This is a genomic window from Alcanivorax jadensis T9, assembly GCF_000756655.1.
GTDB classification, from domain to species: Bacteria; Pseudomonadota; Gammaproteobacteria; order Pseudomonadales; family Alcanivoracaceae; genus Alcanivorax; species Alcanivorax jadensis.
On the sequence record NZ_ARXU01000017.1, the window covers coordinates 1 to 24,333 of the forward strand.

General features: G+C 58.3%; 20 protein-coding genes. 7 read left to right on the forward strand and 13 right to left on the reverse strand.

Annotated elements, in window-relative coordinates:
* Positions 1–182: 182 nt before the first annotated feature.
* Positions 183–956: an enoyl-CoA hydratase/isomerase family protein gene (locus tag T9A_RS15580; protein ID WP_035250270.1), complete on the reverse strand. Its 774-nt coding sequence runs from the start codon at positions 954–956 to the stop codon at positions 183–185.
* A gap of 184 nt (positions 957–1,140) precedes the next feature.
* Here T9A_RS15580 and T9A_RS15585 point away from each other — a divergent pair, with 184 nt between their 5' ends.
* The 5 genes from T9A_RS15585 (at position 1,141) to T9A_RS15605 (ending at position 5,907) form a co-directional block, all read left to right on the forward strand.
* A complete protein-coding gene (locus T9A_RS15585; protein ID WP_035250272.1) occupies positions 1,141–1,818 on the forward strand; it encodes a histidine phosphatase family protein in 678 nt (225 codons plus the stop codon).
* A 45-nt stretch (positions 1,819–1,863) separates the two neighbouring features.
* A complete protein-coding gene (locus T9A_RS15590) occupies positions 1,864–3,072 on the forward strand; it encodes an acyl-CoA dehydrogenase family protein (RefSeq protein ID WP_035250274.1) in 1,209 nt (402 codons plus the stop codon).
* Positions 3,073–3,151: 79 nt separating this feature from the next.
* Positions 3,152–4,198, forward strand: coding sequence for a phosphotransferase family protein (locus T9A_RS15595; protein WP_035250276.1), 1,047 nt, complete (start codon positions 3,152–3,154; stop codon positions 4,196–4,198).
* A gap of 108 nt (positions 4,199–4,306) precedes the next feature.
* A complete protein-coding gene (locus tag T9A_RS15600; RefSeq protein ID WP_035250278.1) occupies positions 4,307–5,071 on the forward strand; it encodes an SDR family oxidoreductase in 765 nt (254 codons plus the stop codon).
* A 65-nt stretch (positions 5,072–5,136) separates the two neighbouring features.
* On the forward strand, positions 5,137–5,907 hold the full coding sequence (locus T9A_RS15605) for an SDR family NAD(P)-dependent oxidoreductase (RefSeq protein ID WP_035250280.1): 771 nt from the start codon (positions 5,137–5,139) through the stop codon (positions 5,905–5,907).
* Between the two features lie 192 nt (positions 5,908–6,099).
* On the opposite strand, the gene T9A_RS15610 is transcribed toward T9A_RS15605, so the two are convergent.
* The 3 genes from T9A_RS15610 to T9A_RS15620 all read right to left on the reverse strand — a co-directional run bounded on the left by T9A_RS15610 (position 6,100) and on the right by T9A_RS15620 (position 10,946).
* Positions 6,100–8,148, reverse strand: a complete 2,049-nt coding sequence (locus T9A_RS15610; protein ID WP_035250282.1) for a TonB-dependent receptor family protein — start codon at positions 8,146–8,148, stop codon at positions 6,100–6,102.
* A 249-nt stretch (positions 8,149–8,397) separates the two neighbouring features.
* Positions 8,398–9,333: a metal-dependent hydrolase gene (locus tag T9A_RS15615; RefSeq protein ID WP_052043098.1), complete on the reverse strand. Its 936-nt coding sequence runs from the start codon at positions 9,331–9,333 to the stop codon at positions 8,398–8,400.
* A 188-nt stretch (positions 9,334–9,521) separates the two neighbouring features.
* Positions 9,522–10,946, reverse strand: coding sequence for an aldehyde dehydrogenase family protein (locus T9A_RS15620; RefSeq protein ID WP_035250284.1), 1,425 nt, complete (start codon positions 10,944–10,946; stop codon positions 9,522–9,524).
* Between the two features lie 286 nt (positions 10,947–11,232).
* On the opposite strand from T9A_RS15620, the gene T9A_RS15625 reads away from it, so the two are divergent.
* Together T9A_RS15625 and T9A_RS15630 are read left to right on the forward strand one after the other, a co-directional pair.
* Positions 11,233–12,033, forward strand: coding sequence for an IclR family transcriptional regulator (locus tag T9A_RS15625; protein ID WP_035250286.1), 801 nt, complete (start codon positions 11,233–11,235; stop codon positions 12,031–12,033).
* A 23-nt stretch (positions 12,034–12,056) separates the two neighbouring features.
* Positions 12,057–12,512, forward strand: coding sequence for a PaaI family thioesterase (locus T9A_RS15630; protein ID WP_084573532.1), 456 nt, complete (start codon positions 12,057–12,059; stop codon positions 12,510–12,512).
* Positions 12,513–12,811: 299 nt separating this feature from the next.
* On the opposite strand, the gene T9A_RS16715 is transcribed toward T9A_RS15630, so the two are convergent.
* From T9A_RS16715 to T9A_RS15675, 9 genes are all read right to left on the reverse strand, one after another.
* Complete coding sequence (locus tag T9A_RS16715) at positions 12,812–13,258, reverse strand: chemotaxis protein CheX (RefSeq protein WP_052043100.1); 447 nt, start codon at positions 13,256–13,258, stop codon at positions 12,812–12,814.
* 10 nt (positions 13,259–13,268) lie between these two features.
* The gene (locus T9A_RS15640) at positions 13,269–14,093 is read right to left on the reverse strand and encodes a CheR family methyltransferase (RefSeq protein ID WP_084573534.1); all 825 of its coding nucleotides are present in this window, start codon (positions 14,091–14,093) and stop codon (positions 13,269–13,271) included.
* A complete protein-coding gene (locus T9A_RS15645; RefSeq protein ID WP_035250288.1) occupies positions 14,090–15,205 on the reverse strand; it encodes a protein-glutamate methylesterase/protein-glutamine glutaminase in 1,116 nt (371 codons plus the stop codon). Before T9A_RS15645 ends, T9A_RS15640 begins: the two co-directional genes overlap by 4 nt.
* Entirely contained in the window at positions 15,202–15,594 is a 393-nt protein-coding gene (locus T9A_RS15650) for a response regulator (protein ID WP_035250290.1), read from the reverse strand. Before T9A_RS15650 ends, T9A_RS15645 begins: the two co-directional genes overlap by 4 nt.
* 16 nt (positions 15,595–15,610) lie before the next feature.
* Positions 15,611–17,629 (reverse strand): methyl-accepting chemotaxis protein, encoded by a 2,019-nt coding sequence (locus tag T9A_RS16720; RefSeq protein ID WP_052043102.1) that lies wholly within the window; start codon positions 17,627–17,629, stop codon positions 15,611–15,613.
* 22 nt (positions 17,630–17,651) lie between these two features.
* A complete protein-coding gene (locus tag T9A_RS15660) occupies positions 17,652–18,125 on the reverse strand; it encodes a chemotaxis protein CheW (RefSeq protein WP_052043103.1) in 474 nt (157 codons plus the stop codon).
* Complete coding sequence (locus tag T9A_RS15665) at positions 18,115–20,346, reverse strand: chemotaxis protein CheA (protein WP_035250293.1); 2,232 nt, start codon at positions 20,344–20,346, stop codon at positions 18,115–18,117. Before T9A_RS15665 ends, T9A_RS15660 begins: the two co-directional genes overlap by 11 nt.
* Before the next feature lie 56 nt (positions 20,347–20,402).
* Positions 20,403–20,798 carry a response regulator gene (locus T9A_RS15670; protein WP_035250408.1) on the reverse strand — a complete coding sequence of 132 codons (396 nt, stop codon included), beginning with the start codon at positions 20,796–20,798 and terminating at the stop codon, positions 20,403–20,405.
* Between the two features lie 386 nt (positions 20,799–21,184).
* A complete protein-coding gene (locus tag T9A_RS15675; protein ID WP_035250294.1) occupies positions 21,185–24,316 on the reverse strand; it encodes an efflux RND transporter permease subunit in 3,132 nt (1,043 codons plus the stop codon).
* Positions 24,317–24,333 lie beyond the last annotated feature (17 nt).

Here is a 24,333-nt window from a genome sequence, read left to right on the forward strand (position 1 = left end):
AAAGAGCGAGTTATTCAGACTTTCCTTAACAGTTGATAGTTGTCAGTTGACAGCTACACGGGAAAATTTGATCGCGTTTTTAACGCCGGAGCCGCGCCTATAACCATGTCGTTGCCTTCGGCGTTTTTCATATAGAGAAATTCTTGCCTGGGGTTTCGCTGTCAACTTTCAACTGTGAATTATCAACTTCCTTTTAGGAATTTAGAAAACCGCTCCCTTGTGTCCTCGCTGAACATCCGCTCGGCAAACAGCACACTTTCTTTTTCGATCTGGCTCTTAATGGCTGCGTCGCTCTGGCGCAGCAGTTGCTTGGTCATGGCCATGGCTGTTGGAGATTTTTCTGCCAGTCGCTGGGCCAGAGCCTGGGCGGTGGGCTCCAGTTCGTCAGGAGTGACCCGGTAGGCGACCAGGCCGCAGCGCTCCGCTTCCTCCGCTGTCAGGGTATCGCCGGCCAGTAGTAGGCGGTTGGCATTCTGGCGACCTATCAAAGCGGGGAGCAGCAGGCTGGAACCCGCTTCCGGCACTAGCCCCAGGTTAATGAACGCGGTCTGGAAGCGGGCATCGTCGGCGGCCACCACCAGGTCCGCATGGAGCAGCAGGGTAGTGCCGATGCCGGTGGCGTTGCCCTGCACGCCAATCACCACTGGCTTGTCCAGGGCCATCAGGGCATGCACCAGCACCATGGCGGGGCTGAGCTTGCCGCTATCCCGGCTGGCCGGGTCCGCGTTGAGGAAATCGCCGATATCGTTGCCGGCGCACCAGGCACGGCCGTTGCCGGTCAGCAGTAACACATGCAGATCGTCCCTTTCTGCCAGATGGTTTACGGCACGGGTCAGGTCCTGGTACATGCTGGCGGTCATGGCATTGAGCTTGTCAGCCCGGTCCAGCGTCAGATGCAGGACGGCACCGTTTTCACTGGCCTGAACAAAGCCACTGGTGAGGGTCAGATCTGTCATGAGGGGGCTCCGGCTGTTAGAGGGCAGGAATCGAAGGTATCGGAACACTATTCCGAATAACAGCCAAATCGCCATGCAGCATATTCATTCTGCCGGATTCAAAATATCAATTTCACTAACTCAAGGTGCTGCACTAGGCTGGGATCATTGCTAACCGATCTCTTGCCAGCTGTAAGGATTTCACATGGCCCAGTTCTACCTCGTCCGCCACGGACAGGCATCGTTCGGCACCGACAACTATGACCGCCTTTCGGAACTCGGCCACCAGCAGGCTCGCTGGCTGGGGGAGTATTTCGCCGAACGGGACATGGGCTTCGATGCGCTGCTCTCCGGGGATCTGGTGCGCCATCGGGAAACCGGTGCCGGAATCTGTGAAGGGCTGGGCGTGGCGTTGCCGGAAGATATTCACGCCGGGCTTAATGAGTTCGATTTCCAGTCTATCGTTGATGCCTACCTGAGCCAGTATCCGGAACAGGCCCCCGGTGAAGGGGCGCCAGTGGCGGCATTCTACAAGGCGCTGAAAACGGCCATGAAGCACTGGCGTCTGGACGAGCTCACCGGTGATCTACCGGAAACCTGGCAGTCCTTTTCTGACCGGGTGCTGGCGGCCCGCAACCATATCCAGAAAGAGTACAGCGACAAGGACCGCGTTCTGATCGTCAGCTCCGGTGGCGCCATGGCCATGTTTCTCAAGCATGCCCTCAACGCCGCCGATGACACCGTGGTGGAACTGAATCTGCAAATTCGCAACAGCAGCGTGACCCACGGCTTTTTTAATAACAAGGTGGTGCGCATGGCCAGTTTTAACAATGTGCCGCACCTGGATCGTCCGGATCGCTTTGAAGCCATTACTTACTTTTAACGCAGCACAAAGACTGTAACGAATAAGCAAACAAGGGAGAGCTACATGGATTTTCAATACACAGAAAAAGTGCAGGACCTGATCAACCAGGTACGTCATTTCATCAATACCGAGATTCGCCCGGTGGAAGGGCTTTATCACGAACAGCTGGAAAAAAGCCCGTGGGAAACCCCGCCGGTAATGGAAGAGCTGAAAGAGAAAGCCCGGGCCAAGGGGCTGTGGAATCTGTTCCTGCCCAAGGAATACGGGGATTACAGTGCCGGTCTTAGCAATCTGGAATACGCGCCGCTGGCCGAGGAAATGGGCCGTAGCCGTATTGCCTCGGAAGCCTTTAATTGCGCCGCGCCGGATACCGGCAATATGGAAGTGATGGCCAAGTACGGCAATGAGCAGCAGAAGAAAGACTGGCTGCAACCGCTGCTGGAAGGCCGTATCCGCAGTGCCTTTGCTATGACCGAGCCGGAAGTGGCGTCGTCCGATGCCACCAATATCGAAACCCGCATTGAGCGTGACGGCGACGACTACGTGATCAATGGCCGCAAGTTTTATATCAGCGGCGCCATGCGCAAGACCTGCGAGATCATGATCGTGATGGGCAAGACCGATCCGGACAATCCGAATCGCCATGCGCAGCAGTCCCAGATTCTGGTGCCCACCAACACCCCCGGGGTCAATATCGTGCGCCCGATGCAGGTGTTTGGTTACAACGACGCGCCGGAAGGCCATGCGGAAGTGGTCTTTGACAACGTACGGGTGCCCAAGGAAAACATGATCCTGGGTGAAGGGCGTGGCTTCGAGATTGCTCAGGGCCGCTTGGGCCCGGGCCGCATCCACCACTGCATGCGCCTGATCGGTGCCGCCCAGGAATCCTTCGAACTGATGGCCAAGCGTGTCAATGAGCGTGTGGTGTTCGGCCAGCCCATGAGCAAGCAGGGCTCAGTGCGTGAAGATCTGGCTCGTTCCTACTGTGAAATCGAGCAGGCACGGCTGATGACCTTGAAGGCGGCAGACACCATGGACCGCGAAGGTAACAAAGTCGCCAAGGATTTGATCGCTATGATCAAGGTGGTTGCACCCAATATGGCGTTAAATGTGATTGATCGGGCGATTCAGGTCCACGGGGCGGCGGGGCTGAGCCAGGATACTCCGCTGGTCAACTTCTTCAGCTATGCCCGCACCTTGCGGCTGGCGGATGGACCGGATCAGGTGCACATGATGCAGCTGGGCCGCAACCTGGCCAAATACTTCGCCTGAGAAGCGGTGTTTGCCCGGGGTGTTTATTGCACTCCGGGCTTTGCCTATTGCGCAGCAAACAGAATAACAGGAGAGCTCCATGTCCCAGGTGGATACGCTGGATACACAGAAACTGGCCGAATACCTTGAACAGCAAATCGATGGCTTCAAGGGGCCCATCGAGGCTGACAAGTTCGAAGGCGGTCAGTCCAACCCCACCTTCAAGATCACTACACCGTCTGGTGCCTATGTGTTGCGCCGGCAGCCGCCGGGCAAGCTGCTCAAGTCTGCCCATGCGGTGGATCGCGAGTTCCGCGTCATGGCGGCTCTGAAAGATACGGATGTACCGGTGCCACGGGTACTGCATCTGTGCGAAGACAGGGACGTGATCGGTTCCATGTTCTACGTCATGGAGTTCTGTGAAGGACGCATTCTGTGGGGCGCCTCTTTGCCGGAAGCCGGCGAGGGCGTGGCAGGCAACGCCACCCGCGCTGCCATGTACGAAGAGATGAATCGTGTGCTGGCAGCCCTGCACAGCGTGGATCAGGACGAGGTGGGCCTGGCGGATTACGGCAAGCCCGGCAACTACTTCGAGCGGCAACTGGGACGCTGGACCCAGCAGTACGAAGCCTCCAAGTTGCAGGACATCCCTGCCATGGACGAGTTGATCGCCTGGCTGCAGGCCAACCAGCCGGAAGACGACGGCCAGGTATCGCTGGTTCATGGCGACTACCGGCTGGACAACATGATGTGGCACCCCAGCGAGCCGAAGGTCATCGCGGTGCTGGATTGGGAGCTGTCCACCCTGGGGCACCCGCTGGCGGACCTGGCCTACCAGTGTATGGGGATGCGCATGCCACAGCGGGGCGCCAAGATGGCGGGCCTGCAGGGTGTGGATCGTAAGGCTCTGGGGATCCCCACTGAAAAAGAATATGTCGATCAGTACTGCCAGCGTCGCGGCATCGACCGCATCGACAACTGGGAATTCTATCTGGCCTTCAGTTTCTTCCGTCTTGCTGCCATCTGTCAGGGTGTGGCGAAACGTGCTGTGGATGGGAACGCGTCCAGCAAAGAGGCGTTTCAAGTCGGTGCGCTGGTCGACCCGTTGGCATCCATGGCCGTACAGATCATCAAAGAAGGGGCGTAAGCCCCATTGTAGGAGCCATGCTTGCATGGCGAATTGGCAGTCGCTCCGGTTCGCCCTGCAAGCATGGCTCCCACCGTATTGTTTTTTGCTTTTTTCGGGAGAGTAGTAATGAGTACCAAGCTGTTTAACCTTGAGGGCAAGATTGCCCTGGTTACCGGCGCCAGCCGGGGAATTGGTGAAGAGATTGCCAGACTGCTGGCGGAGCAGGGCGCCCACGTGATTGTCTCCAGCCGCAAGATCGATGGCTGTCAGGCGGTGGCGGATGCGATCAAGGCAGACGGTGGTAGTGCCGAAGCCTTTCCCTGTCATATCGGAGAGATGGCGCAGATCCAGGCGATCTTTTCCCATATCCGTGATGTGCACGGCAAGCTGGATATTCTGGTCAACAACGCCGCGGCCAATCCCTTCTTCGGGCATATTCTGGATACCCCGGTGGACGCTTTCGACAAGACTGTGGATGTGAACCTGCGTGGTTACTTCTACATGTCCGTAGAGGGCGCCAAGCTGATGCGCGAGCACGGTGGAGGCGCCATCGTGAATACGGCATCCGTGAATGGCCTCACTCCGGGCGACATGCAGGGTATCTATTCCATCTCCAAGGCGGCGGTGATCAGCATGACCAAATCCTTCGCTCAGGAATGCGCTCAGTTCAATGTGCGGGTGAATGCGTTGCTGCCGGGCCTGACCAAGACCAAGTTTGCCGGTGCCCTGTTTACCAACGAGGACATCTATGATTCCGCCATCAGCCAGATCCCCATGCGCCGCCATGCCGATCCGAAAGAGATGGCGGGCACCGTGCTGTATCTGGTCTCCGATGCGTCCAGTTATGTGACCGGGGAATGCGTTGTGGTAGACGGTGGCATGACCATCTAAATAGCTACGAGCTACGAGCTAGAAGCTAGTGGCTCGTCGCTGTTCGACTTTCAGGAGAACCTTTCATGGATCCAATTCTGGATTTTACCGGCAAGACAGCGCTGATTACCGGCGCGGCCAGTGGTTTTGGCAAGTTGCTGGCCGAAGAGCTGGGCAAGCGTGGGGCGGCGCTGGTGTTGGGGGATATCAATATGGATGCCCTGAACACGCAAGCCGAGGCGCTGGCGGATCAGGGCGTTAAAGTGGCGGCGTTGCGTTGTGATGTCTCCAGTGAAGCGGACTGTAAGGCCATGGTGGAAACCGCACTGGCGCAGTTTGGCCACCTGGATATGGCGGTGAACAATGCCGGCATCGCCCATGGTTTTATCCCTTTCGATCAGCTCACCGAGGAAGTATTGGATCAGCAGGTGAACGTGAATGTGAAAGGCGTGATGTTCGGTATGAAGCACCAGATCGCTGCTATGAAGGAAAACGGTGGCAGTATTGTCAACGTGAGTTCCATGGCGGGTCTGGGTGGTGCACCGAAGATCGGGGCCTATTCCGCCGCCAAGCACGCGGTGATCGGGTTGACCAAAACCGCCGCAGTGGAATTGGCGAAGCGCAATATCCGTGTCAATGCGATCTGCCCGTTCTATACCCATACGCCCATGGTGGACGAAGGCAATTTGTCTGAAGACAAGGCTGCCATGCATGCCATGCTGGCGTCCGGTTGCCCCATGAAACGGCTGGGTCAGCCGGAAGAAATTGTCACCGTCATGCTGATGATGCTGTCGCCAGCCAACAGCTACATGAATGGTCAGGCCATTGCCGTGGATGGCGGTGTGTCTGCGTTCTGATTGTGGTTGGCAAGAAAGCCCTGGTCGCGTTTTCGCGGGCGGGGCTTTTTTATGGTCGCAAGCATCCGTGGTTTTCCAGGACGTAGGGTGCAGTTCGCCTTAGGCTCAGTGCACCCTACGTTTTATCCAGATCTTGGCGGTCGATACACCCCATGATTTGCCATACACGCATGGCTCCCACAAGAACGGGGGTTACCAATCCAGCGTAATGCCTGAGTAATAGGTTGTACCCGGCCCGGGCTCAAAATAACCACGGTTTTGCACTGGCCGGTCGCTATTGGCGTTGATGCGAAGGTTGCTGTAATAGTCGCGGTCCAGCAGATTGTTGATGCCGGCAAACAGGGTCACGGTTTGCTGGTTCCGCTTCCAGGCTTTCCCTCCCCGCAGGTTCACCAGCCACTCGCTGCCGACCCGCGTTCGATTAGTGTTTTCCGCATAGCGGTGGCCGCCCAGGATCGATTCCACTGACGCAAACAGGCCGCTTTCAGCCTGCCAGTCAACCTGTGCAAACAGCTGATGTTGCGGGATCCCAGGTAAACGTTTGCCGCTCACATCCGCATTCTGCTGGGTGTCGAAAAACTCCTGGAAACGGAAATCGGACCAGGTCCAGGACAGGGCCAGGGTAAGCTGGTCTGTGGTGGCATGTTCCAGCCCCAGCTCCAGGCCATCGCGGCGAGTCTGGCCGGCGTTCTGGTAAAAGGTGCGGCCGCCGATCTCATAGGGGGTAATTTCATCATCCACATCTACCCGGAATAGAGCCGCTTCGTAGAAGAGACGATCACCCAACGCACCACGGGCGCCCACCTCCCGGTTCAGTGCGGTTTGCGGTTCCAGGTCCGGATTGAAACCGCCCGCTCCGGAAGGGTTGGCCAGTTCGGTAAAGGTAGGGCTTTCAAAGGCAGAACTGACCGTGGTGTAGAGTGTGTGTGCGGGGCTGACTTGCCAGCTCAGCCCGGCACTATAGCTGTTTTCTTGAAACTCCCGGCGACCACTGTCGTTGCCATCAGTCAGTAATGCATCGTCGATGGTCATGCGCAGCCGATCTGCCCGACCACCGATTGTGAGCATCAGGCGATCGGACAAGTGACTATCCAGTTGCAGAAAAATGCCGTCGGCGCTGGCCTGTTGTTCTTCGTCGGCGGTGACGGCAGTGATGTTGCCAGTGGGGCTGACCGCCCGGCGACCACGGTCGTCTTGCTGACGATCCATATCGACGCCCACTAACAGCCGGTGCGGTAGCGTCAATACGGTAAAGGGCAGGGTGTAATCCAGCCGAGCGCCGTAAAACAGCCGGTGGTAATCAATCAGGCTGCTGCCGGGGAAGGGCAGTTGCTGGCGAAAATCTCGCTGGCTGATAAAGGCTCGGGCATTGAGCCGTCCGTTGACGAAGTCGTCATCACGGTAATGCAGGCCCAGGCGTTGCTGGTCGACCTGCTGACCGGCATCCAGCAGGGAGGCAAAGCGGCTGGCTTGCTGCCGGTCCTGGTGAGCCTGTTGACGGGTCAAGCCACCCGGGTCCTGGGCTACGGGGGTATCCATGGCGGTGAGAAAGACAGTGACCGTGCGGGTGTCGGCAAGATCCCAGCCGGCCTGACCGGTGAACTGATACTTGCGGATCTCACTCTGTTCGCGAAACCCCTGGTAATCCAGAGCCGTCAGACTGAGGGCGTGCTGGCCCTGATCATGTCGCCCCGAAGTCTGCACATTGGCTTGTTTTAGTCCGTGGTTGCCGCCGATCACCGACACGCTGGCGCTATCATTGCGGGTTTTCCCGGATTGTGTGGTGATGTCCACTACGCCACCGGTGGCGTTGCCATAGAACAGGGAGCTTGGGCCACGCAATACGGTGAGCTGTTCCACCGCAAACAGATCAATGCTGTCCAGTTGCGACTGGCCATCCGGCAGGGTTTCCGGGAAACCGTCCACATTCAGGCGCAGTCCCCTGACCCCGAACGGAGCACGGGAACCAAAACCCCGTGATGACAGGCGCAAGCCCTGGGCGAAGTTGTAACGGTTCTGCAGGTAAAGGCCCGGGACCCGGTTGAGGCTTTCATCCAGCTGCAGACGGGACTGGCCCCGCAGACGGCTGTCGGCATTGACGACTGTGACGGCGGCTGGCGTGTCGGCCAAAGGCCTTTCCATGCGGGTGCTGGTGACGGTCACCGGTTCCAGGGTTGCCGGTTCGGCAAACAGTGACAGCGGAGCCAGCAGAAGGAAAACGGTTAAATAAAGACACTTCATGAATGACACCCCATAGTTGCTAATGTTCTACAGGACGCTGTCGTGGAAGCAAGTGAAGAAACACAGAAATAGCTGGGTGGATAGTAGGGTGCACTGAGCCTAAGGCGAACTGCACCATTCGGGCGCCTGATGGTGCAGTTCGCCTTAGGCTCAGTGCACCCTACATATTGCGTGGAGCATGAAGCGTGCTGCGTCTGCAATAAAAAAGGGCCGCATAAAGCGGCCCTGAAAGGAGAGAATCAGAATCGATCAGTGGGTTTTCTTGCCCTTGCGCTGGCTGGCCTGGGCATGCTGCTCGGTGAGCAGGCCTTCGGCGCCGAACAGCTTTTCACGCCACTCGTCCAGCAGCGCGTCGGTGTCGTGCTGGGAGGGGTGGAAGTCGCGCTTGAAGAAATCCAGATACTGGGGCGCCAGTTTGGTGAACAAGCCCTTGCGACCGAACAGGAACTTCATGCCATTCCAGTTGTTCTTCAGGTTCAGCAGGCGGCCATCGGAGGCCAGCATGCGCGCCTGAAATACGCCCAGTACGGCGAAGAACAGCACCGTGGTGGGGATCATGGCACCGGCACGAATGGCATAGCTGCCACTGACTTTTTCATACACGTCATAGGCAACGGTCTTGTGCTCGTTCTCTTCCAGAGCGTGCCACAACCACAGTTTCGCGGTGGCATCGTCGAGAATGCGGGCCTGGTGCTCCGGCTCGCGCAGCAGCTGCTCGGCGATGATGGCAGTGTAGTGCTCCAGGCACACGGTGGCTGCCAGCTGGAAAATCTTGGGGGTGCGTTTCTGCACCAGGCCGAGCAGCTTGCCCAGCGACTTGTCCAGCTTGTCGGTGGGGTAGCCGAATTTGACGCCCATCTCGTTCCAGGCTTCATGCTCTTTACTGTGCATGGCTTCCTGACCGATAAAGCCCGCTACCTGAGCTTTCAGCTTGGCGTCGGTGACCTCTTTGCGGTAGTGGCGCACGGAGTCCACGAAAAAGGCTTCGCCTTCCGGAAACAGGGCAGACAGGCTCAACCAGAAAGCGCTCAGGAAGGGATCGTTATCGTAGAAATAGCGCGCCGTGGTCTTGTCGTCGAACTGGAAGTCCAGGCGACGGGGGGGGATGTTCACGGTGGCGCCCAGCGGCACCTTCTGTGCGCTCTGCTGACCGGCTTTGATATTGCTGGATGCTGTTGTTGTCATGTGTCCTCCTGGTCCCGACCGGTTATCTCCGGCGGATGTCAAACTGTGACATTAACTAATGTCACGATACTCAGGGTTACAGCAGGACAGGTAAATGGCACTGTGGCGCCCCGGGCGGGGCGCTAGTGCCAGTACACAAAAAAAGGGTATTTGTGTCCGTAAATGACGGGTGAACCCCTGAGGCGGGATCAGCTTGGGAGGAACAGGGACTGGGTCTCAAGAAACTCTTCCAGCCCGAAGCGGCCCCATTCGCGGCCGTTGCCGGATTGCTTGTAGCCACCAAAGGCCCCCTGCAGATCCGGGCCGGCACCATTGATATGCACCATGCCGGTACGTAACCGGGCTGCCACCGCGCGGGCGTCGCTGTCTTCCCCGAACACATAACCGGACAGGCCGTAGTCGGAGTCGTTGGCGATGGCCACTGCTTCATCCACATTCTGGTAGGGAATCATCACCAGTACCGGGCCGAAAATTTCCTCGCGGCCAATGGTCATGGTGTTGCTGACCTGGCTGAAGACAGTGGGGCGGGCGAAATAGCCGGCTTCCAGTCCCTCCGGCTTGCCGGTGCCGCCGGCAACCAGTTTGGCCCCTTCTTCCACGCCTTTTTCGATCATGGATTGCACCCGCTGGTACTGGCGGCCATTGGCAATGGGGCCGATCACGGTGTCTTCGTTCTGCGGGTCGCCCGCCACAATCGTGCTGCAGGCTTCGGCGGCAATGGCCTCTGCCTCCGCCAACTGGTCGGCGGGTACCAGCATCCGCGAAGGAGCGTTACAGCTCTGGCCGGTGTTGTTCATCATCGCCCGCACCCCGTGGGTAACAGCCTTTTGCAGATCACAACCGGGTAGCAGGATGTTGGCGGATTTGCCGCCCAGCTCCAGGGAGACCCGCTTGATGGTTGCTGCGGCCTCGCGACTGACGGATTCACCAGCCCGGGTGGAGCCGGTGAGTGACACCACATCAATACGCGGGTCACTGGACAGCAGCGGACCAACCCGGGCGCCATCACCATGGACCATATTGAAGACCCCGGCCGGCAGGCCCGCTTCGTCAATGATCTCGGCCAAAATCTGTGCTGACAGCGGGGCAAACTCGCTGGGCTTGAGAACCATGGTGCAGCCGGCGGCGATGGCCGGCGCCACCTTGCACATGACCTGGTTCATGGGCCAGTTCCAGGGGGTAATCAGAGAACAGACCCCGGCAGCGGCCCGTCGAATCTGCGCCTGGCCGAGCTGTTCTTCAAAGGGGTAATCCCGGGCCACGGCCAGGGTAGTTTTCAGATGGCCTAGGCCCATGGGGGCCTGCACCTTGCGAGCCATGCTGATGGGCGCGCCCATTTCCTGGCTGATGGCCTGGGCGATCTCTTCCAGTCGCGCCTGGTAACCCTCGGCAATCTTTTCCAGGTAGCCCAGCCGGGTTTCCAGCGGCTCGGCGCTGAACGCCGGAAAGGCCGCTGCCGCGGCACTAATGGCGGCATCGATATCCGCTGCGCCGCCCATGGCCAGCTCACCCAAGGGATTTTCCGTGGCCGGGTTGATCACGGTATGGCTGCTGGCGCCATCGGCAGGGTTGACCCATTCACCATTGATATAGAACTGTTGCAGCGAGCCCATGGGGATGTCCTTTTGTCGGTTGCTTATTGAGTCAGAATACCCACAATACAATAATGGAACGAAGTTTTAAAATATTGACCGCTCGGTCTGTAACATGACATGGTTTAGATGCCTGCAGTGTGGATCCCATTGTGCGTGAGGCCTTGGGTCATGACCATGACTGGCTTATGCAGGTGGAACCGCTTTTTGCTATATTTGCGCGGTGAATACATAACTATAAGTGGAATCTATGCCCGCTGTGTCGGGGAACGGTTCCCGATCCCGAAGCCTGAAAGGAAATACAACAATGCGCAGAGCTGTTGCTGACGTGGGCACCAACGACAAAGACCGGAATTTCGTCACCGCCCTGGCGCGGGGGCTGGATATTCTCCGCTGTTTCGGTCCGTCCGATGAATACCTTGGCAACGCGGAGCTGGCCAAGCGCACCAATATTCCCCGTCCAACGGTATCGCGCATGACAGCCACCCTGACCCAGCTCGGTTACCTGCGCTATGTGCCGCAATTGGAGAAATACCGCCTGGGCCCCGGGGTCCTGGATCTGGGTTACCGTTATCTGGCCAGCGAAGGGGTGCGTGAACTGGCTCGTCCCTTTATGCAGGAGCTGGCCGATGCCACCGATTGCATGGTGGCGATCGGGGCGCCGGATGGCGCCCAGGTGACCTATATCCAGGTATGCCAGGGCAATGGCCCGCTGGTGTTGCGCCTGAACATCGGCTCCCGCGTGCCCATGGCTACCTCGGCGCTGGGACGTGCTTTTCTGGCGGCGACTCCGGAGTCAGAGCGTGAGCAATATTATGAACAGATCCGCCGGCAGGACCCGGCGGCCTGGCCGGAACTGGAGCGCAGCCTGCAGTCCGCCTATGAGGAGTATCAGGAGTACGGCTTCTGCATTTCCGACGGCGAGTGGAACCGGGATGTGAGCGGCGTTGCCGTGCCACTGATTCTGGATGGTGGTGCCCAGGTGGTGCCGTTTAACTGCGGGGGCTCTTCGCTGCGCCTCAGTCGTCGTACCCTGATTGAAAACCTGGGGCCACGACTCAAGGATGTGGTGGCTCAGGTGGAACAGATGGTGCAGGGACGGGCCTGATTGCCCCTTGTCGAGGACAACACATGTCAGCAGTACCGCCATCCGCGTTTTCCATGGAAGACGCCAATGCGCGTTTCAATAATGGGTTTCCTGCCCTGATCGGGCTGCATTTCCTGGAGTGGGAAGAAGGCAGGGCAGTACTGGGTCTTCAGGTACGCCAGGAGCACTTGAATCTGGGCAACGTGATTCACGGTGGCGTGCTCGCCACGCTGATGGATGTGGCCGGTGCCTGTGCAGGAACCTACTGCCCCTATCCCGAGAGAGTCCGCAAGGCGGTTACCCTGTCCATGACCAACACTTTTACCGGCCAGGCTGGTGAAGGTTTGATCCGTGCCATTGGCACACTTCGTGCCGGTGGTTCCCGAATCTATAACAGCACCATGGAAGTGTTCGATCAGCAGGGGCAGCTACTGGCCATGGGAGAGGGTACGTTCCGGTTGCGGTCCAGTAGTGCGGGGCCGGAGGGCGAGCCGGTCTGATGCGAACTACACTCGTTGTACAGGGAAAGATTGATGTTCCCCAGATTTCTACGAAGCCGCTGTAGGAGCACCTCTTGAGGTGCGAACCTCGCGGAGCGAGGAAACCGTCCGCAGGGCGATCAGGAGCGCCAGGTGCCGCCAGAGTGATCTGGTGCCACCTGCATAGCCTGCGTCCTCGCCCAGGTTCGGATTCGTCCCTCAAGAGGAACTCCTACAGTGGCTTTGTAGATGTCACGGTGCTATGCGTGTTTGCTAGAAGCTCGTGGCTAGCCACTAGTCGCTTATTTTGATTCTTCGCCTCAATGCTCCGCTGGCTGCAGGCTGATTCGCAGCATTCCCTGACGATCATCGAATAACTGTACATCCACATTGTTACGATGCTCGCTGGGTAGTACAGCCAGTGGTACCGGCAGCGATAGTTGGCTGGGGCCGGGCAGGATGGCCTTGATGTTGCCGGCAATGATGTTGGTCAGTTCGGTGAGTGCGTCGATCACATCTTCACCGGTCACTGCATCATCCTCCTTCCGGAACATCTCGCCGGCGATTCGTTGGCCCAGGCTTTCACAGGTGCTGACGGTCACGCTACCTTTCCACTTTCCCGAAATCGAAATCTCTGCGCCATTGTGAATCATCGGTGGCGGGCCGCTCTGGGCACGCACCGGAATTTTCAGGAAATCGCTGAGCACATTGGCGCCGATACGGGCAATTTTCTGTGACAGCATGGCGGGTTGTGACGACATATCCATGTGAGCACCTTCAAGCGGGTTGGTAAAAAGGGCGGTGGTTTCCGGGAATGGCCGGGACAAAGCCGGCGGTTTTTTCCAGGCTTTCGGTGGAGCCAAGCAGCAGGTAACCGTCATTGGCGGTATGTTTGCGAACCCGGGCCAGTACCCGCTGGCGGTCCTCCATGGAAAAGTACAGCAGCACGTTGCGCAGCAGTACGATGTCGAACACGGGCAGGCTGTCCGGCCATTCCCGGACCAGGTTTATTTTCTGAAAGCTGATTCGCTCGCGAATGGCCGGTTTGGCCTGCCAATCCAGGCCCTGTTGTTCGAAATAGAGCGCCATGTTGCGGGCGGGTAGACCCCGGTTCATCTCGTTCAGTCCATAACAGCCCTGTTGCGCCTTGTTCAATGCGGACTGGGAGAAATCGCTGGCGATCAGGGTGACTTCCCACTCTTTCAATTGCGGGAAATGTTGGTCCAGTAGCATGGCCACGCTATAGGCTTCCTGACCGGTGCTGCAGGCGGCGCTCCAGATCCGCAAGGTCTTGTCGCGTCGCCTTTTTTCCAGCAGGGCAGGGACCATGGTGTCGAGAAAGCTCTGGCTGAGAATCGGGTCGCGGAAAAAATAGGTCTCGTTGATTGCCATGGCTTCCACCAGCTCGGTCCGCAGTGCATCGTCAGCGACTGTGGAGGCTTTTTCGATCAGCGCATTGATGTCGCCATGGGTGTGTTGCCGAGCCAGGTTCTGCAGGCGAGCTTCGGCCAGGTAGACCTTGTCCGGTGGCAAGCTGAGTGCGATCTGGTCAGAGAGGAGATTACACAGGGTGAGGTAGCTGTGTTCGTCGATACAGCTCATCCATGTACCTCGGGATTCATGGCTGCTAGCTGTCGTGCACGAAACGTGGGCCGGCCACGGTTAACCCGTCGCATAATCTCCGCAGCCATGTCCTGCAACGGGAGCTCCGCGCAGGCAAGGCCGGCCCGGGATACCACCCCGGGCATTCCCCATACCGCGCTGGTGGGTTGGTCCTGCACCAGGATCTGTGCGCCGGCCTTGGCCAGTTGGCGACAGCCTTCCAGGCCGTCCTGGCCCATCCCCGTCAACACCACAGCCAGCACATTGGGACCATAGGCTTTGGCGGCGCTGGCAAACAGAATATCTACGGCGGGTCGGCAGAAATTCACTGGCTCGCTGCGCTGGGGAGCGACCAGGGTGTTGTCACCAACCTTATCCACGGTCATGTGATAGTCACCGGCGGCCAGCCAGACCTGGCCCGGTTCGGCACGCTGGCTACTGTCGCATTCAGCCACGCTTAACGATGCGTTCTGGTTCAGGCGTGTGGCCAGGGCGCGGGTAAACACCGCCGGCATGTGCTGCACCACCAGAATGGGAACAGGGAAATCACCAGGCAGGGCCGGGATCAGCTGGCCCAGAGCGCGTGGCCCGCCCATGGAGGCACCGATTACCACCAGATCCACCCGCGATGGAATGCGATGATGCTGGAGCTTTGATGCTACCGGACGGGGTTGAGGGGTCGGAGTCACTGATGGCTTGCTGTCCCGTCGCAACAGGGTTTTGATTTTTCCCAGCAGGCTGTTCTTGATGTAGTCCCGCGCTTCGGCGGCGGTGCCCACCATGGCGGGCTTGGGCACATAGTCGCTGGCACCCAGGGACAGGGCCTCGATGGTTACCATGGCGCCGCGCTCGGTAATGGAGCTGAATACCAGCACTGGAAGTTCAGGGCGGCTTACCTTCAGTTCCTTGAGCATTTCCAGCCCGCCCATGCCGGGCATTTCCACATCCAGGATCAGCAGATCCGCTTCCACCCTTTGCAATCGATCGAGACCCTGGCGTCCATCGGAAGCCGTGCCCACCACAACGATGTCAGGGTCTTCTTCCAGAATCTGGGTGAGGATATGCCGAACCGCAGCAGTATCATCCACCAGAAAGACACGAATATTGCTCATGCTCTCTGTGCTCGTTGGAGTCCCATCATTTCCAGCTTGCAGGCAAGGGCCTCCGAGGAAAACGGTTTCATCAGGTATTCATCGGCGCCTGCGGTGAGGGCTTCGACCATCTGGCCCACTTCCGCCTCACTGGTGACCACCAGTAACTTCATGTTGCTATAGCACGGCTTTTGTCGCACCGCGCGGATAAATTCCAGGCCGTTCATGACCGGCATGTTCCAGTCCACCAGGGCCAGAGAGGGAATAGTGTCATCCCCCTCCAGCAGGGTGATGGCCTGCTGGCCATCACCGGCTTCGCTGGTCTGGTAACCCAACTGCTGAAGCAGGTCCCCGAGGATCAGGCGCATGGCCCGGGAGTCATCAATGACCAGTGCTTGTGTGGTAGTCATGATCGTGGTCCCTCAATTATTTCTGGTTATCCGCGCGTCCGGTGCGCTCTGCATCCACCACCAGGGTCTGCAGGTCTGCGGCCAGCTTGGCCAGGTCCGTGGCTGCCTGACGCATGCTGTCCACGCCGGCATTGGTGCTTTTCGCCGCTTCAGCAACGCCACCGATATTACCGGCGACTTCGTTGGTGCCCTTGGCTGCGTCGGCGACACGACGCCCCATTTCATTGGTGGTAATGGTTTGTTCCTCCACCGCCGAGGCAATGGAGCCCTGTACCTGGCTGATGTGGTGAATCACTTCGCTGATACGGGCGATACCTTCGATGGCGCCTTTCACATCCACCTGGATAGCCTCGATCTTCTGGCCGATGTCCTCGGTGGCCCGGCCGGTTTCCTTGGCCAGTTCTTTCACTTCATTGGCGACCACGGCAAAACCGCGACCGGCATCTCCGGCCCGGGCGGCCTCAATGGTGGCATTGAGTGCCAGCAGGTTGGTTTGCTGGGCGATGCCGGTAATGACCTTGATCACCTTGCCGATTTCCGCACTGCTGGTGCCAAGGCTGCTGATGGTGGTGTTGGTACCTTCGGCAATGCTCACTGCCTCGTCGGCCACGCGGGCGGCGTCGGTGGCGTTCTTGGCGATTTCCTTGATGCTGGCACCCATCTCCTCGATGCCGCTGGACACTGCCTGCACGTTTTCGTTGATGTCTTCGGCGGTGCGCACGGCGGAGTTGGCCTGGCTGCTGGTGACTCCCGCGTTAGAGCCCATTTGATCACTGGTAGCAATCATTTCCTCGGAGGACGTAGCCAACACTTCCACGGTGCCGCGAATACGTTCTTCCAGCAGCACTTTTTCGGTGATGATTTCCCAGGTGAGCATGGGGCCCACATAGTTGCCTTCGGCGTCGTAGATCGCGTTTACCAGCAGATCGGCTTTCTCGTCGCCGATATTGATACGGGCGCGGTAGGGAAGGTTGGTGGGATCAGAAAGAATGCGGCGCTGGTGCTCGGGTTGTTTGTGGAAAACATCAATATTGGCACCCAGCAATTCGCTGGCCTTGATGGGCAGATAGGATTCCAGCTTTTCCATGGTGGCGGTGGCAGCCGGGTTCAGATAGATGATTTTCAGATCCCGATCGCACAGAAAAACGTTGGTGGGCATTTGATCCACCATGTTCATCACGCGGCGGAATTCGTTTTCCTGGCGCAGTTCGGTGGTCACATCTTCCCAGCAGACGGTGTAGCCGATAATTTTTTCTTCTGTGCTCATCACCGCATTGATACGGGTGCGCAGGGTGACGCCGCCAAAGTTGAAGTCCGCGGAGTGCGGCATGGCCTTGGGATCACGGAGAATGTTTTCCACCCGCTTCGGGTCGCGATGAAAGCGATGGATATGGCCGTTGAGGATATCCTCGATCTTGACGCCGAAGGTCTTGAAGATCGGCTGGGCGATAGTGGACAAGGTCTCTGCGGCACGTGGGTTGATGTAGACAATATTGAGATTGGTGTCAGCCACAAATACATTGGCTTGCAGGCTGGCCATGGTGCTCTTCACGCCTTCCAGGCTGTCGGTAACGGACTTGCTGGTGTCCACATCACGAAGCGCAGTGTCATTTGGGGTCGGCTGGCCGCTGCCATTGGTCGTTTCTGTGGCGTCTGTATTCACGATGTCCCTCTTTAATGGCGCAACGGTATTCATGATGGTGTCGATGTGGCTGGGCTCCAGATCCAGAGACTCCAATGTCTCTTTCAGGTGAACCGCCACCCGGTCGAAGTTTTTGTCAGTGATATGCAGGTTCTTGTGGGCGTCGGCCATGGAACGGCCCTGATAAATTTTTGGTCCGCCAAGCACCTGGGTGAAGAACTGCACCTGCGATTCCTCCAGACCGTTGCGCTGTTTGTGGCGGAAATAAGGGGCCAGCGCCTGGTCTTCCAGCACCCGGTTGTAAAACTCGGTTACCACGGCTCGGACAGCTGCCTCGCCGCCTACCTGGCTATAAAGAGAGTTGTCGTTTGCGTGATCCAGATTATCTGTCATTGCTGTCTATCCCCGTGGCTTGTTATTGCAATACTGAATGTGATGCGCGACTGGCAGAGCGGTTGCACAATTCGTCAGCCAGAAGCGTGTCCAAGTCCAGTAGCAGGTACAGCTTTCCCTGTACCGGGAATACGCCGCGCATGAACTTGCGAGGCGCCCCCTTTAGCGTTTCCGGTGGTGCTTCGATGTCTTTCGGTTCTACGCTGACAATGTCTCCGATGCGATCCACCATCAGGCCGACTTGCTCGCCGCGGTGATTGATGATGATGTTGATAGTGTTTTCTTCGCCGCTTTCGCCAGGTAGTCGCAGTACTTTGCGAAGGGCGATGGCGGGCACAATGCGCCCGCGAATATTCATCAGCCCGAGAACCCCGGGAGGTGCCAGCGGAATGTCAGTAATCTGATGATTGGCCAGGACTTCCTGAACGTTGTCGACCACCACGCCGTAGTGTTTTTCCGCAACGGAAAATGTGCAGATCAGTTGGTTAGTTTCCATTGCTGTCCTCATTTCTGAGCTTGCCGTTGAATCGGCTGAACAGGGCTTCACAATCGATAAAGTCCGTCACATGCCCCTGCAGAATAGCGGCGCCGAGGATGCCCTCGGTCTGGGCGCTTTGCTGCATGGCCGCCTCGTCGTCGCTGACGATATCGATAATGTCGTTGACCACCAGACCCACTTCGCCGAATTCGGTGGGCTGCACCACAATGCGGATAATGTCTTGCTCAATCGCGGCAGGGTGGCTGTTATCACCAAGACGAATCAGCGGGAGAATACCGCCACGGTACTGAATCACTTCCCGGCCAGCGGAGTATTCGATCAGGTCGATACTGATTTCTTCCAGGCGTGACACTTTCGACAGGGCGATGGCAGAGCGACCAGTGCTGGCATCCGGGCGCACCAGTAGATAGTTCTCAGCAGCGCGAATAGGCTGGGTTTCCGCATCGAGCGGATTTTCCTGTTGGCGCAGTTTTCGTTCGTGGCGGGTCACACCGGCGAAGTCCGCGGTAGATTTCACATCCAGGATCAATGCCACCCGGCCATCGCCCATGATGGTGGCGCCGGCAAAGCAGGGGTTGTCCTTGAGGAGTCGGCCCAGGGGTTTGACCACGATTTCTTCGGTATCGCGAACGTCATCCACCAGCAGCCCAAATTCCTGCTGGTCAGCGGTGAGCACCAGAATGAACTGGTCTTTCTGTGTTTCCTGGTCTCCCATCTGCATCAGAGAGCGCATGTCGACCAGTGGCAGCAGTCTGCCTCGAAGCCGATAGACCAGGGCGTCGTGGACGGTCTCGATATCCTTATCGAGACGGTCGGCTTCCACGTAGACCACTTCCATCAGGTTGACCTGAGGAATGGCGAAACGCTGATGGAGGCAACGCACGATCAACGCCGGGACAATGGCGAGGGTGAGCGGAATTTTCAGTTTCAGTGTGGTGCCTCGGCCGGGAATACTCTTGATATCAATGGTCCCGCCGATGCGCTCCACATTGGTCCGTACTACATCCAGACCCACACCACGACCTGACAAGTCACTGACGGTCTCAGCGGTGGAAAATCCGGGCTCGAAAATGTAGCGAATCTTTTCCCGTTCGGTGAGCTTTTCCGCCTGTTCTGGGCGCACCAGCCCAACCTCCATGGCTCGCCGGATAATTTTGTCACTGTCCAGCCCGGCGCCGTCGTCGCGGACTTCTACGGTGACGTTGCCGCTTTCGTGATAAGCGCTCATGGTAAGGGTGCCGGTTTCCGGCTTGCCTTTGGCGCGACGATTTTCCGGGGTCTCAATGCCATGGTCCACGGCGTTGCGAACCAGGTGAATGAGTGGGTCGCGAATCGCTTCCAGCAGGCTGCGGTCCAGCTCGGTATCGCCACCCTTGAGAATCGGGGTAACCCGTTTGCCGGTTTTTCTTTCCAGATCCAGAAGCAGGCGAGGGTAGGTGGACCAGGCATTACGGATGGGCTGCATGCGGGTCTGCATCAGGCCTTCCTGCAGTTCGCTGGTGACCATGTTGAGACGCTGGGACAGATTGACCAGTTGTGCGTCGTTCTGGCTAGCGGTGTGCTGCAGCAGCTGGTTGCGGGTGAGTACCAGCTCGCCGACCACATTCATAAGCTTGTCCAGCAGCATTACATCCACACGTACGGTGGTATCGCTCTTTCCTGCCTGTTGCTGGCTGGTGTTTTCCGGCTCTGTTTTTTCCGGCGAGGAGTGGTCGCTCGTCGGTATGACATGTTGTTCGCGGGTTACCGCTGGTTCTGCTTGTTCGGGTTTGGTCGGTTGAGGAGGGTGCTGCGCGATTTGAGGTGGGCCTGCAGCAGCTTCATTTTGCGGGCGGGCAGGGATCAGTGCATGTAACCGATCCATCAAGGCCTGTGGTGCCGGGTCTCCGTCTTTACCATCATTGTGAATACGCTTGAGGAAAACACGGATTTCATCCACCCCGTCCAGTAGCGCGGTCGCATGTGGAAGATCCATATGTTGATCTCCGTCGCGCATGGCGCCAAGGATATCTTCCAGAGCATGGCTCAAGGTCTCCAGCTGCGTGAACCCGAAAAAACCGCAGGTGCCCTTGATGGTATGGATTGCCCGGAAGGCGCTGGCAATACGCTCACTATCATGGGGTGAGCGCTCCAGTGCCACGATGTCCTGTTCCAGTTGCCCCAGATTTTCGTCACTTTCGATCAGAAAACTTTGCAGTGCCTTGTCGTTTTCCTGCATCCGGCCTTCTCTCCCTTGAACGTGCCATGCGTTGTTATTGGTATCGACGTTGCTGTTCAGCCGGCGGCAAGTTTGCGTAATGACGCCAGTCGTAAGATGGAACGCAGATCGGCGTCATGGGGCGGTTTCACAAGATAGTTGTCACACCCGGCCTGGCGGCCAGCCAAGTGGGCTTCTGCGGAGGTCATACTGGAGAGCATAGCAATGCGGGCTGGGCTGCCTTTCTGGCGAAGGACACTGCAGGCCTCAAGGCCACCCATTACCGGCATTTCCACATCCAGGAAGATCAGATCAAAGGGGCGTTTCTCGGCACACGCCAGCGCCTGACAACCATCGGCTGCCTGGGCAATGTCCAGGTCATAGGAGCCGGCAGCCAGTTCGTGCAACTTGGCGGTGATCAAGCTTCGTATGGTGGTGCTGTCGTCCACCACCAGGATGTTGAGTCTATCCATGACCCTTCCCTGTGTAGCTGCTACTTGCATTCTGTTCCCCGGATCCCGGTTGAGACCGCTAAAGCAGCGCTGGCTGCTTCCCCATAGAACAGGCGCAACTATTTTTATATATACAGAATATGGAAATGAAAGTCTGGGTGGACGAACGGTGCCGTTTCGTCGATGTTTGCCCGGTACCTTATTAGTATGCTTTTTTCCAAATCTGCTTCACAAAAAATGGCCATGCCCTTGTTAGGGGTATAAGTACCATGGTTCTTTTCACGCAAGCTTCACGCGGGGGATAAACGAAAACCGGGGGGCGACGAACGGGCGTCGGGGGGGGATTGTCGAGGGAGGGAAGGATAAACTGCCAGGCCCACCCGGGGCCCGGCAGGTTGAAAGCCGGGTCAGTGGCCTCCTTCTTCCTTCGGCTTGCCATTCAGCGGAACGCCAGCGAGCTTGCGGACTACCACATAGAAGAGCGGAATAAAGAAGATTGCGAGCACAGTAGCGGTGAGCATGCCACCGAATACCCCGGTACCGATGGCGTTACGGGCGCCGGCGCCGGCGCCAGTGCTGATCATCAGCGGGGTAACCCCGAGCATGAAGGCCAGTGAGGTCATCAGGATGGGCCGCAGTCGCATGCGTACCGCTTCCAGGGTGGCCTTGACCAGATGCTCGCCTTTCTGCTCCAACTCCAGGGCAAATTCCGCAATCAGAATGGCGTTCTTCGCCGATAGCCCGATGGTGGTGAGCAGGCCAACCTGGAAGAACACATCGTTTTCCAGCCCGCGGAAGGTGGCAGCCAGCACGGCACCGATCACGCCGAGCGGGACCACCAGCATGACGGCGAAGGGAATGGACCAGCTTTCATAGAGTGCCGCAAGGCAGAGGAAGACCACCAGCAGGGAAATCGCATACAGGGCAGGCGCCTGATCGCCGGACTGGCGCTCTTGATATGAGAGACCGGTCCACTCGGAGCCGAACCCGGCAGGCAGCTTGGCGGTGAGCTCTTCCATGGCATCCATGGCATCACCGGTACTATAGCCGGGCGCGGCATTGCCCTGAATATTCACTGAGGAGACCCCATTGTAGCGCTCCAGCTTCGGTGACCCGTAGGTCCAGTGGCCGGTGGCAAAGGCGGAGAAAGGCACCATCTCGCCCTGATTATTGCGTACGAACCAGTCATCAATGTTTTCCGGCAGCATGCGATAGGGCGCGTCAGCCTGCACATACACCCGTTTCACCCGGCCCCGGTCGACAAAGTTGTTCACATAGCTGGAGCCCCAGGCAATCTGCAGGGTGCTGTTGATGTCACTGATGCTCAGCCCCAGCGCCTTAGCTTTCTGCTGGTCAATGTCGAGTTGGTACTGGGGGCTGTCTTCCAGACCATTGGGGCGCACCCCGGCCAGGCGCGGGTCCTGGCTGGCCATACCCAGTAGCTGGTTGCGGGCCTGTATCAGGGCCTCGTGACCCTGACCGGCCTGGTCCAGCAGCTGAAAGTCAAAGCCGCTGGCGTTACCCAGTTCGGGGATCGAGGGGGGGTTGAGGGCAAAGATCATGGCTTCGCGGATGCCGGCGAAGAAGCCCATGGAGCGGCCCACTACCTGATTGACGCCATCCACGGACAGATCACGCTCGCTCCAGTCCTTCAGGTTGACGAAGGCCAGGCCGGCGTTCTGGCCCTGGCCGGTAAAGCTGAAGCCGGCCACGGTGAACAGGCCATCCACGGCGGAGGCTTCCTCGTTGAGGTAGTAATTCTCCATCTTCTTCAGCACATCCACGGTCTGCTCCTGGGTGGAGCCGGCTGGCAGGGTGACCAGAGTGAACATGGTGCCCTGGTCCTCTTCCGGCAAGAAGCTGGACGGCAAGTTCATGAAGGAATAGCCCAATACGCCCACGATCACCACATAGATTGCCAGATAACGGCCGCGGCGCCCGAGAATTTTTTCCACCCGGCCCTGATAGGCCAGGCTGCTACGATCGAAAGTGCGGTTGAACCACCCGAAGAAGCCTTTATCGGTTTGATGCTCTGTATCCTTGGCCTTGAGCATGGTGGCACATAGGGCTGGGGTGAGGATCAGGGCGACCAGCACGGACAGCACCATGGCGGAGACAATGGTGATCGAGAACTGCCGGTAAATCGCCCCGGTGGAGCCGGGGAAGAACGCCATGGGGATAAATACCGCCGACAGCACCAGCGCGATGCCTACCAGGGCGCCGGTGATCTGGCCCATGGATTTGCGGGTGGCTTCCTTGGGGGGCAGCCCTTCTTCGTGCATGACCCGTTCCACGTTTTCCACCACCACGATGGCATCGTCCACCAGCAGGCCAATAGCCAGCACCATGCCGAACATGGTCAGGGTGTTGATGGAGAAGCCGAAGGCGGCCAGCACGCCGAAGGTGCCGAGCAGAACCACCGGCACCGCAATGGTGGGAATCAGGGTGGCGCGGAAGTTCTGCAGGAACAGGTACATCACCAGGAACACCAGCACGATGGCTTCGAACAGGGTATGTACCACTTCCTCAATGGAGATCTCCACGAACGGGGTGGTGTCGTAGGGATAATCCATTTCCATCTTGTCGGGGAAGAAGGGTTTCAATTCTTCCAGGCGAGCGCGCACCGCATCAGCGGTATCCAGCGCATTGGCACCGGAGGCCAGGCTGATCGCCAGGCCGGCAGCGGGCTGGCCATTATAGCGGCCCACCACATCATAGTTTTGGGCAGCCAGTTCCACCCGGGCCACATCCCGCAGGAAGACCTGGGAGCCATCCGGATTGACCTTGAGCAGGATGTTCTGGAACTGCTCAGTATTTTCCAGTCGGGTCTGGGCGATGATGTTGGCATTGAGCTGCTGGCCTTCCACCGCCGGGGCGCCACCGAGCTGGCCACTGGCCACCTGGTTGTTCTGTACCTGAACCGTCTGGGTAATGTCCTGGGGCGTCAGGTCGTATTTGTTCAGTTTGTTCGGGTCCAGCCAGATACGCATGGCGTAGGGGGAGCCGAACAGCTGGATCTTGCCGACACCCGGCACCCGGCTGATCGGATCCTGCACATTGGAGGCCACATAGTCGGCCAGATCGGCCCGGGTGAGGCTGCCGTCCTCGGAGGAAAAGGACACCACCATCAGGAAGGAATCCGAGGATTTGCTCACCTGGAGACCCTGTTGCTGCACTTCCTGGGGCAGTAGCGGGGTGGCCAGTTGCAACTTGTTCTGCACCTGCACCTGAGCGATATCCGCGTCGGTACCCGGGGCGAATGTCAGCGTGATCTGGGCGTTGCCGAAGGAATCGCTGCTGGAGCCGATGTAGAGCAGGTTATCGATGCCGCTCATCTGCTGCTCGATCACCTGGGTGACCGAGTCTTCCACGGTTTTTGCCGAGGCACCGGGATAGTTGCCGGCAATGGTCACCGCTGGCGGGGCCACGGCCGGGTACTGTTCTACCGGCAGGGTATAAATGGCCAGGGCACCGGCCATCATCATGATGATGGCGATAACCCAGGCAAAAATCGGGCGGTCAATAAAGAATCTGGCCATGGTTTTCCCGTTTCTCG